This is a genomic window from Nonomuraea sp. NPDC003709, from assembly GCF_040610775.1.
In the GTDB taxonomy this organism is placed as follows: Bacteria; Actinomycetota; Actinomycetes; order Streptosporangiales; family Streptosporangiaceae; genus Nonomuraea; species Nonomuraea angiospora_A.
The window spans coordinates 205892-220509 of the sequence record NZ_JBEXMW010000004.1 but is presented as its reverse complement, the minus strand read 5'-3'; the positions used below and the strand labels follow the sequence as shown (position 1 = coordinate 220509).

Genomic DNA, 14618 nt, shown 5'->3' with positions numbered 1-14618 from the left:
CGCCGGGCGCCCCGCAGAGGGGGCGGCCCGGCGTCCTGCCATCCGGACGTCAGCCCAGGTGGACCTCGACTTTCAGCTCGTCACCATACTCCAAGACGAACTCCTCCACAGTGCCTGCGGCACAAAGGTCGTCCTGAGCTTGGCGGACAAGCCCGACTTCGGGCGCCCAAACGGTCAGCCTGGAGACCTCGGCCCGCATCGACTGCTTGGCCTCGGACTTGGCCTTGCGCACCTGGCCGAGCACCTCGGACGCCACGGCCAGCACGGCCGGGTCGCCGGCCCCGCGCGGGAGAGCGGGCCACGGGGCCCGGTGCACCGATCCCTCGCGCCACCACGACCACACCTCTTCGGTCACGAAGGGCAGGAACGGCGCGAACAGCCGCAGCAGCACGTCGAGCGCCTGCCGCAGCGCCGCGTGGGCGGAGGCGGCGGCCGGACCGGACTCGTAGGCCCTGGCCTTGACCAGCTCCAGGTAGTCGTCGCAGAACGCCCAGAAGAAGCGCTCCACGGCCTCCAGCGCCCTAGTGTGGTCGTAGGCCTCGAACGCCTGGCCGGCCTCGCGCACGGCGTCGGACAGGCCCGCGAGCATCGACAGGTCGAGCGGCTCGGTGACCGTGTTCGATCCTGGCCCGTCGTTCATAGCCAGGCCGAGGACGAACTTGGACGCGTTGAGGATCTTGATCGCGAGCCGCCGCCCGATCTTGAGCTGCCCGGCGTCGAACGCGGTGTCCACGCCGTAGCGGCCGTTGGCCGCCCAGTAGCGCACCGCGTCGGAGCCGTGCTGCTTCAGCAGGTCGAGCGGGGTGACCACGTTGCCCTTGGACTTGGACATCTTCTTGCGGTCGGGGTCGAGGATCCAGCCCGAGATCGCGACGTCGCTCCACGGCAGCCGGCCGAACTCGTAGTGGGACCTGACCACGGTCGAGAACAGCCAGGTGCGGATGATCTCGTGCGCCTGCGGCCGCAGGTCGGCCGGGTAGACCCGCTTGAACAGGTCGTCGTCGGTCTCCCAGCGGCCCGCGATCTGCGGCGTCAGCGACGAGGTGGCCCAGGTGTCCATCACGTCGGGGTCGGCCATGAACCCGCCGGGCACGCCGCGCTGGTCCTCGGTGTAGCCGGGCGGCACGTCGGAGGACGGGTCGACCGGCAGCATGTCCTCCGTGGGCACGATCGGCGCGTCGTGGACGGGCTGCCCCGACTCGTCGATCGGATACCACACCGGGAACGGCACGCCGAAGAAGCGCTGGCGCGAGATCAGCCAGTCGCTGGTGAGCCCCTCGACCCAGTTGTCGTAGCGCACGCGCATGTGCGGCGGGTGCCACGTCAGCTCGCGCCCGCGCCCCAGCAGCCGATCACGCAGCTCCTCATCGCGCCCGCCGTTGCGGATGTACCACTGGCGGGTGGTGACGATCTCGAGCGGCCGGTCGCCCTTCTCGTAGAACTTGACCGTGCGCGAGACGGGCCTCGGCTCGCCCTCGAGGTCGCCGGACTCCCGCAGCAGCTCCACGATCCGCTCGCGGGCGCTGTGCACGGTCTTGCCGGCCAGCTCCTTGTACGGCTCCGCCTCCACGCCCTGCGGCGGCTCGGCCAGCAGCCGCCCGTCCCAGCCGATGATCGGCCGGGTCTCCAGGTGCAGCTCCCGCCACCAGGTGACGTCGGTGATGTCGCCGAACGTGCAGATCATGGCGATGCCGGTGCCCTTGTCGGGCTCGGCCAGCCGGTGGGCCAGCACCGGCACCTCCACCCCGAACAGCGGCGTCAGCACCGAGGTGCCGAACAGCGGCTGGTAGCGCTCGTCGTCGGGGTGGGCGACCAGCGCCACGCACGCCGGGATCAGCTCGGGCCTGGTCGTCTCGATGAAGACCGGGCCCTTCTCGCCGTAGAACGAGATCTTGTGGAACGCGCCGGGCCACTCCCGGTCCTCCAGCTCGGCCTGGGCGACGGCGGTGCGGAAGGTGACGTCCCACAGCGTCGGCGCCTCGGCGAGGTAGGCCTCGCCGCGCAGCAGGTTGCGCAGGAAGGCGCGCTGCGAGACCGCCTGCGCCTCGTCGCTGATCGTGGTGTAGAGCAGCGACCAGTCGACCGACAGGCCGACCCGCCGCCAGACCTCCTCGAACGCCTGCTCGTCGAGGGCGGTCAGCTTGTGACACAGCTCCACGAAGTTACGCCGCGAGATGGCGATCTCACGTTTGCCGGGCTTGTCCGGTGGCACGAAGTCAGGGTCATAGGGCAGCGACGGGTCACAGCGCACGCCATAGACGTTCTGCACCCGGCGCTCGGTGGGCAGGCCGTTGTCGTCCCAGCCGATCGGGTAGAACACCGACTTTCCGATCATCCGCTGGTAGCGGGCCATGATGTCGGTGTGGGTGAAGGAGAAGACATGACCGACGTGCAGCGAGCCGGACACGGTCGGCGGCGGCGTGTCGATGGCATAAACCTGCTCGCGCGGCGCGGACCGGTCGAAACGGTAGGTGCCCTCGTCCTCCCAGCGAGCTACCCATACCTGCTCCAAGCCGTCGAGGGTCGGCTTTTCCGGCATGGATGCATGGCGTAGTCGCTGTTGAGTCATGCCTCCATATGGTACGGCTTCGCAGGCCCGGCAAGCGGTGCAGACTAGTCTTCGTTACAGAGGGGAAGGGAGATCGACATGGCGGAGGACAAGCCCGATGTCGCCTGGCGTGTGATCGGCGGCCTGGTCGGTCTGGCCACCGGCTGGGCGGCAAGGAAGGTCCTCGGGTTCGTCTGGGTGAAGGCGACCGGGAAGGAACCGCCGCTCGACACAGACTCGCCCGAGGTCAGCATGGGGGAGGCGATCGGCTACGCCGTGCTCATGGGTGTCGGCATGTCCGTGGCGCAGATCGTGGTCAACCGGACCGCCAAGAAGCGTTACGACGCGTGGAAGTCTGTGAAGCAGGTGACTCAAGGGCAGTGAGAAACTCGTTGGCCCAGCGGTCCACGTCGTAGGTGGCTACCCGGCGGCGCATCGTGCGCATCCGCCGGGCCAGCTCGTGCGGCGTGGCCCGCATCGCGGCCACCATCTGCCGCTTGACGTCCTCCACGTCGTACGGGTTGACCAGGTAGGCCTGGCGCAGCTCGTCGGCCGCCCCGGCGAACTCGCTGAGCACCAGCGCGCCGTGCAGGTCGTGGTGGCAGGAGACGTACTCCTTGGCGACCAGGTTCATCCCGTCACGCAGCGGGGTCACGACCATGACGTCGGCGGCCAGGTAGAGGGCGGCCAGCTCGGCGTGGTCGTAGGACTGGTGGAAATACTGGACCGGCTGGTAGCCGAGCTGCGCGTGCTCGCCGTTGATCCGCCCGACCTGCAGCTCGATGTCGTCGCGCAGCCGCTTGTACTCCTCCACCCGCTCCCTGCTGGGCGTGGCGATCTGCACGAACACGGCCTCGTTCGCCTTCAGCCGCCCGTCCTTGAGCAGCTCGCCGAACGCCTCCAGCCGCTGCCCGATGCCCTTGGTGTAGTCGAGCCGGTCGACGCCGAGCAGCACGTGCTCGGGATCGCCCAGCTCTGCCCTGACCTCCTTGGCCCGCGCCATGATCTGCGGGTCGCGCACCAGCGAGTCGAGCTGCCCGAAGTCCACCGAGATGGGGAACGCCTGCGTGGTCACCACCCGGTCGTCGAGGAAGATCTCGTTCCCCTTGTACGGCAGCCCGAGCAGCCTGCGGCACAGCCGCCGGAAGTTGGAGGCCCCGCCGGGCAGCTGGAAGCCCACCAGGTCGGCCCCGAGCAGCCCTTCGACGAGGTCCTTGCGCCACGGCAGCCGCCAGAACAGCTCGGTCGGCGGGAACGGGATGTGCAGGAAGAACCCGATCCGCAGGTCCGGCCTGAGCCTGCGCAGCATGGCCGGGACGAGCTGGAGCTGGTAGTCCTGCACCCAGACCACCGCGCCCTTCTCGGCGGCGTCGGCGGCGGCGTTGGCGAAGCGCTCGTTGACGGCGCGGTAGGTGTCCCACATCGCCCGGTCGAACACCGGCGGCGCCACCACGTCGTGGTAGAGCGGCCAGAGGGTGGCGTTGGAGAAGCCCTCGTAGTACAGCTCCACCTCGCCGGCCGACAGGGGGACCGGGATGAGGTTCATGCCGTCCTGCTCGAACGGCTCCAGCTTCTCGTCGGGGGCTCCGTGCCAGCCGAGCCAGGCTCCGTGCCGGCGCTTCATCACCGGTGCGATCGCGGTCACGAGGCCACCAGGGCTCCTGCGCCACGAGGCCGTTCCGTCAGGCTCGAGCATCCGATCCACCGGCAACCGGTTCGCGACGATCAGAAACGAGCTACGGCCAGTCACGCAGTTCCTCCTATTGTTCGCCGAGCACGCGGCGGACGGCGTCCGCCACCGAGTCGGGACCCGCATGGGGGATGATCGCGGCGATGTGGGAGTCGGGCCTGATGAGCCATGCCTCATCCGGTCCGGCGCCGAGCCTTTCAGCGAGCGAGCCGGTCCCATCCATCTCCGCGAGCCCGCGCACGGCGAGCGGCGCCGTAATGACCTTGCCCAAGACCTGCGCAAACAAACGCGAATCGCACATATCACCCAACAACACGAGAAAACCGTCACGACAGAACTCCCGCAACCTGCCGCCCGAAAGTCCCACGTCCGGAAGGATCACGCCGGGCGCCGGAACGCACAGCGCGCCCTTGGGCGGCCTGCCCCCGAACGGCCGCGTCGGCTCGGGGGTGGTCAGCGGCGAGTCCACGTACCAGAACGGCTCCGCGAACCGGCCCGAGTCCACCTCCGCCACCAGCCCGCCCTCCAGCACGGCCCGCCTGCGCATGCGCTCCGCCACGGTCCTGGGGGCGAGGAAGCGCATCGTGGCGGCGGTGATCTCGAGGTTCTCCCGCGCGGCCGCGTGCCGCTCGGCGTGGTACGACTCCAGCAGCCCCTCCCCCGCCCAGCCGTTGAGCACGAAGGCCAGCTTCCAGGCCGCGTTCTCGGCGTCGGGCACGCCGGAGTTGAGGCCTCTGGCGCCGAATGGGGCCACCAGGTGGGCGCTGTCGCCGGCCAGCAGGACCCGGCCGACGCGCATGCGGGAGGCGATGCGGGAGTGGAAGCGGTACGTGCTGTGCCAGAGCAGGTCATAGGGCCGGCCGCCGATGATCTGTCCAATTTTTCCGGAAATATCGGCTTTTGTTGGGATGAAGTCGGGCGCGATCTGCCAGTCGATCCGGAACGTGCCGCCCGGGCAGGGGTGGATCAGGACCTGGCGGCCCGGGTTCCACAGCGGGTCGAAGTAGAAGCGGCGCTCGTTCTCCCAGCCGGGCAGGTCGGCCCTGATGTCGCAGATGAGGAACTGGTCGTCGAACGTCTCCCCGTCGAACGAGACGCCGAGCGCCTGGCGTACCTGCTGGGCCCTGGCGCCCGCGCAGACCAGTGCGTAGGACGCGCGCAGCGACCGCTGACCGCAGCGGACCGTCACCCCCGAGGGGTCCTGGTCGAGGCCGGTGACCTCGTGGTCCCAGCGCACCTCGATGAGCGGCTGCGTCGCGATGGCCTCGTCCAGGATCTGCTCGGTGCGGGTCTGGGAGATGTTCACGCACGCCGGCAGTGGGCCCTCGCGCTCGAACGACCAGGAGAACAGCTCGCGGTCGCGGTAGTAGGTGCGGGCGGTGGTCCAGGCCAGGCCCTCCTCGGCGATCTTGCCCGCGCCGGCGGCGGTCCAGATGTCGAGCACGTCGCGCTGCTGGCAGATGGACTTCGACCCGGTGGAGTCGCGCCCGGCCCGCCGGTCGAGCACCAGCACCTGGATGCCCCAGCGGGCCAGCAGCAGCGCGGCACTCTGCCCGACCGGCCCGGCCCCGACCACGATGACCTGCGCACTGGCTGGGGCGTTCATGACTGGAGCTGGTCCCAGACTTCGCGGTCGCGCTCGGCGGTCCAGATGCGCGGGCGCTCGACGCCGTGCAGCTCGTCCCAGAGCCTGGAGACGTTGAACGGCAGGCAGTGCTCGAAGATCGGCCACGACCCGTACCGGGGCGCCAGCGCCCGGTGCGTGCGCTCGAACGCCTCCTTGAGCGAGCCCGCCGCGCCGACCTCGCGCAGCATCACGGTGAGGAAGTCACGCGTCTGCGCGATAGCCGCGTCCACCCCCTGCCGGCCGCGCACCACCGCGCCCCTGCCCCCGACCAGCGTCTCCGCCCCGAACGACGCGACCTTGTCGAGCGTCGCGGCGGACCAGTCGAGGTGGAAGGCGTCGCCGGTGTAGAGGGCGGCCTGGGACTCGACGAGGTCGCCGGCGAACATGATCCGTCGCTTCGGCAGCCAGGCCACCAGGTCGCCCTCGGTGTGGCCGCGCCCGCAGTGGGCCAGCACCAGGTCGCCCCGGTCGCCGCCCAGGTCGATGGTGAACGTGTCGCTGAACGTCGCCGTCGGCCACGTCAGCCCCGGGATCGACCCGGGCTCCTTGAACAGGCGGGGCATCCTGGCGTACTCGCTGGCCCAGTCCTGCTCGCCGCGCTCGGCGATCAGCTCGCGGGTCTTGTCGTGCGTCACGATCACGTCCGCGCCGAACGCCGACGCGCCCAGCACCCGGACGGCGTGGTAGTGCGACAGCACCAGGTACCTGATCGGCTTGTCGGTGTGCTCCCGTAGCCTGGCCAGCCATTCGCGGGCGGCCACGGGCGTGGCGAGCGCCTCGAAGCAGACGAGGAAGTCCTCGGCCTCGATGGCGCCCACGTTCGGATCGCCTTCTGCCGTGAGCGCGTACACGCCCTCGGCCAGCACCTCCAGGGACTGCTCCTTCTCGCCGAGATCGGCCGACGAGGCGAACGGTCTGGCCATCACCACTCCTCCCGCGACGCGGTCAGCACCCGCCAGGACCCCTTCCCCCTCCGACGGCCCCTCTCCCAACGCCGCCCCACGTCACGCCGGACGCCGGGTCTGGACGATGTGGAAGCGGCCCGCCACGTAGCCCGGGTCCGTGAGCGAGGCCGTGGCGGCCGGGTTGGCGCCCGTGCCGTGGTAGTCGCTGAACGCCGCCGACTGGTTGACGAAGACGCCGCCCGTCAGGTTGCACGACAGGTTCACCCCTGCGTCGAGGGCGGCCCGTTCGGCCTGGTCGAGCACCTCGTCGGAGGTGGAGTAGGCGGCGGCCGTGAGCGCCCCGCGGGCCTTGATCGTGCGGCCCAGCACCTCCAGGCTCTCCTGCGTCGACCCCATCGGGATGACGAACGCGATCGGCCCGAAATGCTCCCGCCCGTAGACGTCGGAGTCGTCCGGCGAGACCTTCACGATCACCGGCGTCCGCACCACCGCGTCCGGGAACCCCGGGTGCTTCACCGCGCGCGACTCCAGCACCACCTCGCCCAGCGACGGCGCCGCCTCCACCCGGGCCAGCACGTCGGGGTTGACGATGGCCCCGGTCAGCTCCACCGCGCGGGCGTCGTCCCCGAGCAGCCTGCCGACGGCGCCCGCCAGCCCGGCGCAGACCTCGTCGAAGCTCTTGTGCCCCTCGTCCGTCTCGATCCCGCCGGCCGGCACGAGGAGGTTCTGCGGCGCCGTGCACATCTGGCCGCTGTAGAGCGACAGCGAGAACGCCAGGTTGCCCAGCATGCCGCGCCAGGAGTCGGTCGAGTCGACGACGATCGTGTTGACCCCCGCCTTCTCGGTGTGCACGAGCGCCTGCCGCGCGTTCTGCTCCAGCCAGTCGCCGAACTCCGTGGAGCCGGTGAAGTCGACGATGCGGACGTCGGGGTGGGTGGCGAGCGTCCTGGCCAGCCCCTGCCCCTCCTCCACCGCGAGCGAGACCAGCCCGGGGTCGAAGCCCGCCTCGGCCAGCACCTCGCGGGCGATCCGCACGGTGATGGCGAGCGGCAGGACCGCGCGCGGATGGGGCTTGACGATCACCGGGTTGCCGGTGACGAGCGAGGCGAACAGCCCCGGGTACGCGTTCCAGGTCGGGAACGTGTTGCAGCCGATCACCAGCGCGACGCCCCGGGGCACGACCGTGAAGCGCTTGTCCATGACCAGCGGCTCGCCCTTGGCCGGCTTCTCCCAGCGGGCGCTCGCGGCCGAGGAGGTCATGGCCGCGTAGCCGTAGGCGACGGCCTCGAGCGCGCGGTCCTGCGCGTGCGGCCCGCCCGCCTGGAAGGCCATCACGAACGCCTGCCCGGTCGTGTGCTGCACCGCATTGGCCAGCTCGAAGCTGCGCCGGTTGATCCGGTCGACGATCTCGACGCAGGCCAGCGCGCGGGCCTCGGGCCCGGCGTCGCGCCAGGCGGGCAGCGCCGCCCGGGCCGCGGCGATCAGGTCGTCCACGAGCGGCTGCGGGTAGGTGACGCCGAGGTCGATGCCGTACGGGGAGCGCTCGGCGCCGATCCGGGACCCGGTGCCCGGCTGGTCGAGGGGGAACGGCTTGCCGAGGTAGGACTCGAACGCCTCCTTGCCCCGCTCGGCCGCCCCCTCGCCGTAGACGCGCGGGCTCGGCGACTCGGGATAGGCGCTCCAGTATCCCCGCTCGGCGATGGCCGACAGCGCCTTCTCCAGAGTCTCGCGGTGCTGCTCGAACATGGTGTTCATCCTCTTGACAGGGATGGTCCGGACGGTGAAGTGTTTACCGAACATTCGGTCAGTTGACAAGGGAGACCTGCGTTGGAGAGCGCGCGTCGCATGATGGACGCCGACACCGCCTCCGCCGCCCTGGGCATCGAGCTGACGGAGCTCGGCGAGGGCCGGGCGGTGTGCCGCATGACCGTGACCGACCAGATGATCAACGGGCACGACCTGTGTCACGGCGGCTACGTGTTCCTGCTGGCCGACACCGCGTTCGCGTGCGCCTGCAACAGCCACGGCCCGGTGACGGTGGCGGCGGGCGCGGAGATCACGTTCGTCTCCCCGGCCCACGCGGGCGACGTGCTGGTGGCCGAGGCCGCCGAGCGCACCCGCTACGGCCGCAGCGGCATCTACGACATCACGGTGCGCGGCGCGGCCGGCCGGGTGGTCGCCGAGTTCCGCGGCCGCAGCAGAGAGCTGAGACAGGTGGAGGGCTGATGAGACTCGGCGATCCCCCCGCGCCGGAAGATCTCGATCCCATCGAGCGGGCGTCCCGCGACGAGCTCATGTCGATCCAGTTGGAGCGGCTCCAGCGGACACTCACCCACGCCTACCAACATGTCCCGATTTATCGGCAAAAATTCGACCAGGCGGGCGTGCATCCGAGCGACTGCAAAGAGCTCGCCGACCTGGCGAAGTTCCCCTTCACCACCAAGCAGGACCTGCGCGACACCTACCCGTTCGGCATGTTCGCCGTCCCGCGCGAGCAGGTGGCCAGGATCCACGCCTCCAGCGGCACCACGGGCACGCCCACCGTGGTCGGCTACACCAGGCACGACCTGGACGTCTGGGCGGACGTCGTGGCCCGCTCGATCCGCGCCTCCGGCGGCCGGCCGGGCGACATCGTGCACGTGGCCTACGGGTACGGCCTGTTCACCGGCGGGCTGGGCGCCCACTACGGGGCCGAGCGGCTGGGCTGCACGGTGGTGCCGGTCTCCGGCGGCATGACGCCCCGGCAGGTCCGGCTCATCACCGATCTGCGGCCCGACATCGTCATGGTCACGCCGTCGTACATGCTGGCCCTGCTGGACGAGTTCGAGCGGCAGGGCCTGGACCCCCGCGCGTCCTCCCCGCGGATCGGGATCTTCGGCGCCGAGCCCTGGACCGAGCGCATGCGCGCGGAACTCGAGGACCGCTTCGACCTGCACGCCGTGGACATCTACGGCCTGTCGGAGGTGATCGGCCCCGGCGTCGCGAACGAGTGCGTCGAGACCAAGGACGGCCTGCACGTCTGGGAGGACCACTTCTACCCGGAGACCGTCGACCCCCTCACCGGGGAGCCCGCGCAGGCGGGCGAGCTGGTCTTCACCAGCCTCACCAAGGAGGCCATGCCGGTCATCCGCTACCGCACCGGCGACCTGACCAGGCTGCTGCCGGGCACCGCCAGGCCCGCGTTCCGGCGCATGGAGAAGGTGACGGGCCGCACCGACGACATGATCGTCCTGCGCGGCGTGAACGTGTTCCCGACCCAGATCGAGGAGCTGGTGCTGCGCGTGGAGGGCCTGTCACCGCACTTCCAGCTCCACCTGACCCGCCCGGGGCGGCTCGACGTGATGACGGTCAGGGTCGAGGCCCGCCCTGGCCTCGCGACCCGTGGGGAGGCAGGCGAGGAGCTGCGCCGGGCCGTCAAGGACACCGTGGGCGTGAGCGTGGAGGTCGAGGTGGTGGATCCGGAGACGCTGGAGCGCTCGGTCGGCAAGCTCAAACGAGTCATCGACAAGCGGGATAATTAAGACATGGCCTCTCCGACCCCCACCCGCCGGCGCAAGCGCGGACACGACCCGGAGTCCGTGCTGTCCACCGCCGTCGGCGTCTTCAACGAGCGGGGCTACGACGGGACGAGCATGGAGGACCTGGCCAGGGCTCTCGGCGTGACGAAGTCGGCCATCTACTACCACGTGCCGGGCAAGGAGCAACTGCTGGCGCGGGCGCTGGACCGGGCGCTCGACGGGCTGTTCGCGGTGGTGACCGACGAGCGCGCCGCCTCGGGGCCCGCGATCGACCGCCTGGAGTGGGCCGTACGGCAGAGCGTGCGCATCCTCGTGGACCGGCTGCCGTACGTGACGCTGCTGCTGCGGGTGCGCGGCAACAGCCGCACCGAGCAGGCGGCGCTGGAGCGGCGGCGGGAGTTCGACAGGTTCATCAGCCACCTGGTCAAGGAGGCGGCGGCGGAGGGCAGCATCCGGCCGGACGTGGACCCGGCGCTGGTGACGCGGCTGCTGTTCGGCGCGGTGAACTCGATCACCGAGTGGTACCGACCGGCGCGCGGGGCCTCGGCGGACGACCTGGCCGACGCGCTGCTCAAGATGACCTTCACCGGCCTACGGGTCTAACGCGTCCCGCCGCGGAGGATCGACCTCGGGGGTCTCGGCGCCGCGGGGCAGCTTGACGCGCAGGTCGTTGCGTACGGCCTCGCCGAGTTTCTTGGTGGCGATGCGGTTGAGCGCGCCGCCGGCGATCGCTCCCGTGAGGAACGGGCCGAGCGTGGTCAGATGGCGGCCGAGCGTCCGGAGGAGGCGGTTGCGCAGGGCGGTCTTGGTGGCCGCGCCGAGCGCCAGCGAGACGGACGTGGGCGTGAGGGGGTCGATGCCACGTTGTCTGGCCCATGCGGCCGTGAACGCGACCGCGCGCTGGGTGCCCGAGCCCTCGACGCGTACGCCGTAGACCTCGTGCAGTTCGGCCAGGAGCTTGACCTCGATGGCGGCGACGACGATGGTCTCGGCGACGAGTTGCGCGGGGGCGGAGAGCAGAAGGGGCGGTGCGGCGAACTCTGCCGCCGCGAGCGCTCCGCCGATGGCGCCGACCGTCATCGTGGCCTTCTGGGCGGTGCGCACCAGGTCGTCGGCGAGTTGCTCGCCGGTCAGGCCGTGATGGTGCTCGGAAAGGGTGTGCAGGTCCCTGATCGGGATGCGCGGCGCGATGTTGAGAAAGACGTCCGCCAGCCAGCGGCCCCGGCCCGCGCCTGTGGCGCGTGCCCTCTTGGACCCCTCGGACAGCGCGCGGGCTAGTCGGCCGAGCAGCCTGCGCCGCTCGGCCGGCTCCAGCTCGCCGGGCGCGGTGAGTTTGCCTACGAGCTCGCCGACCTCGCGTTCGGGGCCGGCGACCTCGTTGTCTGGTTGCTTGTCTTGCTCAGGTACGGCCACGCGTTGCCTCCGTCCTCATGGTCGCGATCACTCAAGGTCGGGCTTCGTCTCCCTACCCCGAGCATTTCGCTCCAGTCGATTAGGCGGCGCACTCCCGGCAGACCTGCTGGCCGTTCTTCTCGGAGGCCAGCTGGCTACGGTGGTGCACCAGGAAGCAGCGCGAGCAGGTGAACTCGTCGGCCTGACGGGGGATCACCCGCAGGGAGAGCTCTTCGTTCGACAGATCCGCACCGGGCAGCTCGAGCGACTCGGCCAGGTCGGTCTCGTCGATGTCGATGCTGCCAGACGACTTGTCGGTGCGCCGCGCCTGCAACTCCTGGAGGCTGTCCTCCCCCAGGTCGTCGTCTGTCTTGCGTGGGCTGTCGTAGTCGGTAGCCATTGTGCTTACTCCATCCCCCTCATCTATATGTCCTCGCGCTCATCGCGCGTCTTCTAACGTCCAGGAAGCCCATCTTGTGCCCGTTCCGCCGGGGAGATTTCCCATGGGTACCCCGCTGGAACGGACGACGAACCTCCCAACACGTCAGGGCCTGCTGCCGTCGGCAATGGTTAGCCAAATATGGCGAAACCCACAGCCTTGGCGCCATGCACCACCGTGTTCGACGGCACATCCAACCACATGTGCGGCGTGAATGAGACGCCCCCCACGCCTCAACACGGGCACCAACACACGGACGAACGTGCCGGAGCAAGACGATCTCAGCGTCTCGGGAGCCGAATGGTCACGACGAGCCCTCCACCATCACGTGGCACCGCGGCCACATTTCCACCGTGAGCCTGAACCACCGCACGAACGATGGACAGCCCCAGCCCCGATCCCTTCGCCGAATCCACGCGGTCCGCGTGGAGCCTCCTGAAGGGCTCGAATAGGCTGTTCACCTCGTACGCCGGGACATGCTGCCCTGTGTTGGCCACCTGAACAACCAAGGCACCGTCCGCCATTCCCGTCCGGATCCATACTTTTCCGTTTTCAGGAATGTTGTACTTGACCGCGTTCTCCAGGAGGTTGCTGACCGACCGCTCCAGGAGCACCGGATCGCCTATGGTAGGCGCGCTGACCAGTTCGGCCGTCACGGTTACCCCGTGCTCCTCGGCGAAGGCCGTCACCTGTTCCACGGCCGTCTGACCGACTTCCCGGACATCGACCGGTTTGCGCACGGCGAGTTCGCGCTCGCTCCTCGCCAGCAACAGCAGTCCCTCGATGAGCTTCTCGTTACGCGCGTTGACTTCGAGAAGGGTACGGCCGAGCGCTTTGAGATCCTCGGACGCCTCGGGATCGGACAGGGCGATCTCCAGGACGGTCCGGTTAATCGTGAGGGGAGTTCGCAATTCGTGGGAGGCGTTGGCCACGAATCTGCGCTGGGTGTCGAAGGCGACGTTGAGCCGGGTGAGCATGGCGTCGAACGTGTCGGCCAGCTCCTTCAGCTCGTCGTTGGGGCCCTGCAGGTCGATGCGCTGATGGGCCAGGGTGCTTTCGGACAGCTTGCGCGCCGTCGCCGTCATCTGGGCCACCGGCCGCAGCGCCCGGTCGGCCACGAAGTAGCCGATGATCAGCGCCAGGATGCCGACGCCCATCAGCGCGAGGAGGGCGTTGCTGAACAGCGCGTCCCGCGCGTCCTGGACCGCCTGCTTCTGCCAGCTGTGCCAGGCGATCTGGAACTGCTCGTTATCGGAGGGAGACAGCCACGACAGGTCGATGCTGGGCCACGCGGAGCTGATCGCCGTCCCGACGATCACGTAGACCGACCCCAGCAGCACGGCGGCCGCCACGAAGACGAGCGCGCCGTATGTGAGAGTCAGCCGCCACCGGATGCTGACCTTGGCGGGCAGCTCTCTCATCCGCTCCATCGGCGTCCTCTGCACCGGCGACTGCTCAGGCGGTGGCGGGCCGTCCCAGGCGGGCGGCCCGCTGGGTGGTGGCGCCTGCTGCACGCGCGTCGCCTTCCTCGCCGAATGCGGGCTGATCATCGGATGTGTCGGCCCCGACTGGAGCTCCTCCGACCTCTCCATCACGGGGCCTCCCCCGCGACGGCCGTGCGGCGTTCAATGGATCGCCGTTTTCTCACAGTTTGTACCCAACCCCGGGCACAGTCTCGATCACCTGAGGCTCGCCCAGCTTCTTCCGCAGCGTCATCATGGTCACGCGGACCACGTTCGTGAAGGGATCGATGTTCTCGTCCCATGCCTTGTCCAGCAGGTCCTCCTGGCTGACCACGGCGCCCTCGGCCCGCATCAGCTCCTCGAGCACCGCGAACTCCTTCTTGGTCAGCACGACCTCCTTGCCGTCGCGCTCCACCAGCCGCTTGCCCGGGTCGAGCCGGATGCCGCCGCGCTCCAGGACGGGCGGCAGGGCGGGCGCGGAGCGGCGGCCGAGCGCGCGCACCCTGGCGACCAGCTCGATGAACACGAACGGCTTGGCCAGGTAGTCGTCGGCCCCCAGACCGAGACCCTCCACCTTGTCGTCCACGTCGCCCGACGCGGTCAGCATCAGGATCCGCGAGGCGCTCCGCTGCTCCACCAGGCGACGGCACACCTCGTCGCCGTGGACGACCGGCAGGTCGCGGTCCAGCACGATCACGTCGTAGTCGATGTAGGAGGTCCGCTCGAGGGCGCCGCCCCCGTCGTAGGCGACGTCGACCGCCATGGCCTCGCGCCGCAGCCCGGTCGCGATCGCGTCGGCGAGCACCCGCTCATCCTCAACCACCAGCACCCGCACGCCTGATGCACCTCTCTCCGATTCTGGTCACTCATTCTGGCCACAGCCTCGATAAGCGCACGGTAAGGCATGTTCAGAGGTGGGTGACCCCCCGGTCAGGGAGAGGAGCACAAAATTCATGTTTCGGGGTGCGACGGGCCGGGGTATGCCTGCGGGACACCCATCGCCCGGACATCACCCGGCAATGGGCGTACTTCGCCC

At 69.8% G+C, this 14618-nt stretch carries 13 protein-coding genes; 4 read left to right on the top strand and 9 right to left on the bottom strand.

What is annotated here, in order from left to right:
- Positions 1 to 49 precede the first annotated feature (49 nt).
- On the bottom strand, positions 50 to 2539 hold the full coding sequence (valS, locus tag ABZX61_RS13745; protein ID WP_355194374.1) for a valine--tRNA ligase: 2490 nt from the start codon (positions 2537 to 2539) through the stop codon (positions 50 to 52).
- 108 nt (positions 2540 to 2647) lie between these two features.
- Between valS and ABZX61_RS13740 the strand changes: the two genes are divergently transcribed.
- The gene (locus ABZX61_RS13740; protein ID WP_185077851.1) at positions 2648 to 2932 is read left to right on the top strand and encodes a DUF4235 domain-containing protein; all 285 of its coding nucleotides are present in this window, start codon (positions 2648 to 2650) and stop codon (positions 2930 to 2932) included.
- On the opposite strand, the gene ABZX61_RS13735 is transcribed toward ABZX61_RS13740, so the two are convergent.
- From ABZX61_RS13735 to paaN, 4 genes are all read right to left on the bottom strand, one after another.
- Positions 2865 to 4298 carry a trehalose-6-phosphate synthase gene (locus ABZX61_RS13735; protein WP_355194372.1) on the bottom strand — a complete coding sequence of 478 codons (1434 nt, stop codon included), beginning with the start codon at positions 4296 to 4298 and terminating at the stop codon, positions 2865 to 2867. The genes ABZX61_RS13740 and ABZX61_RS13735 overlap by 68 nt on opposite strands.
- Positions 4299 to 4308: 10 nt before the next feature.
- Positions 4309 to 5844: an FAD-dependent monooxygenase gene (locus tag ABZX61_RS13730; RefSeq protein ID WP_355194370.1), complete on the bottom strand. Its 1536-nt coding sequence runs from the start codon at positions 5842 to 5844 to the stop codon at positions 4309 to 4311.
- Positions 5841 to 6788 carry an MBL fold metallo-hydrolase gene (locus ABZX61_RS13725; protein WP_355194368.1) on the bottom strand — a complete coding sequence of 316 codons (948 nt, stop codon included), beginning with the start codon at positions 6786 to 6788 and terminating at the stop codon, positions 5841 to 5843. Before ABZX61_RS13725 ends, ABZX61_RS13730 begins: the two co-directional genes overlap by 4 nt.
- Positions 6789 to 6869: 81 nt before the next feature.
- Positions 6870 to 8516: a phenylacetic acid degradation protein PaaN gene (paaN, locus tag ABZX61_RS13720; RefSeq protein ID WP_355194366.1), complete on the bottom strand. Its 1647-nt coding sequence runs from the start codon at positions 8514 to 8516 to the stop codon at positions 6870 to 6872.
- Positions 8517 to 8615: 99 nt separating this feature from the next.
- On the opposite strand from paaN, the gene paaI reads away from it, so the two are divergent.
- Genes paaI through ABZX61_RS13705 form a run of 3 tightly spaced genes read left to right on the top strand, consistent with a single transcriptional unit; the run spans position 8616 to position 10891 of the window.
- Entirely contained in the window at positions 8616 to 8996 is a 381-nt protein-coding gene (gene paaI, locus ABZX61_RS13715; protein WP_350723237.1) for a hydroxyphenylacetyl-CoA thioesterase PaaI, read from the top strand.
- Positions 8996 to 10291: a phenylacetate--CoA ligase PaaK gene (paaK, locus tag ABZX61_RS13710; RefSeq protein ID WP_355194364.1), complete on the top strand. Its 1296-nt coding sequence runs from the start codon at positions 8996 to 8998 to the stop codon at positions 10289 to 10291. The genes paaI and paaK overlap by 1 nt, the downstream gene beginning before the upstream one ends.
- 3 nt (positions 10292 to 10294) lie before the next feature.
- Entirely contained in the window at positions 10295 to 10891 is a 597-nt protein-coding gene (locus ABZX61_RS13705) for a TetR/AcrR family transcriptional regulator (RefSeq protein WP_355194362.1), read from the top strand.
- Here ABZX61_RS13705 and ABZX61_RS13700 read toward each other — a convergent pair.
- The 4 genes from ABZX61_RS13700 to ABZX61_RS13685 form a co-directional block, all read right to left on the bottom strand.
- The gene (locus tag ABZX61_RS13700; RefSeq protein ID WP_355194360.1) at positions 10880 to 11701 is read right to left on the bottom strand and encodes a hypothetical protein; all 822 of its coding nucleotides are present in this window, start codon (positions 11699 to 11701) and stop codon (positions 10880 to 10882) included. The two genes, ABZX61_RS13705 and ABZX61_RS13700, sit on opposite strands and share 12 nt — an antisense overlap.
- 79 nt (positions 11702 to 11780) lie before the next feature.
- Positions 11781 to 12080, bottom strand: a complete 300-nt coding sequence (locus tag ABZX61_RS13695) for a DUF4193 domain-containing protein (protein ID WP_020542847.1) — start codon at positions 12078 to 12080, stop codon at positions 11781 to 11783.
- A gap of 320 nt (positions 12081 to 12400) precedes the next feature.
- On the bottom strand, positions 12401 to 13471 hold the full coding sequence (locus ABZX61_RS13690; RefSeq protein ID WP_355194357.1) for a HAMP domain-containing sensor histidine kinase: 1071 nt from the start codon (positions 13469 to 13471) through the stop codon (positions 12401 to 12403).
- Positions 13472 to 13763: 292 nt separating this feature from the next.
- Positions 13764 to 14417: a response regulator transcription factor gene (locus ABZX61_RS13685; RefSeq protein WP_350722895.1), complete on the bottom strand. Its 654-nt coding sequence runs from the start codon at positions 14415 to 14417 to the stop codon at positions 13764 to 13766.
- Positions 14418 to 14618: the final 201 nt, after the last annotated feature.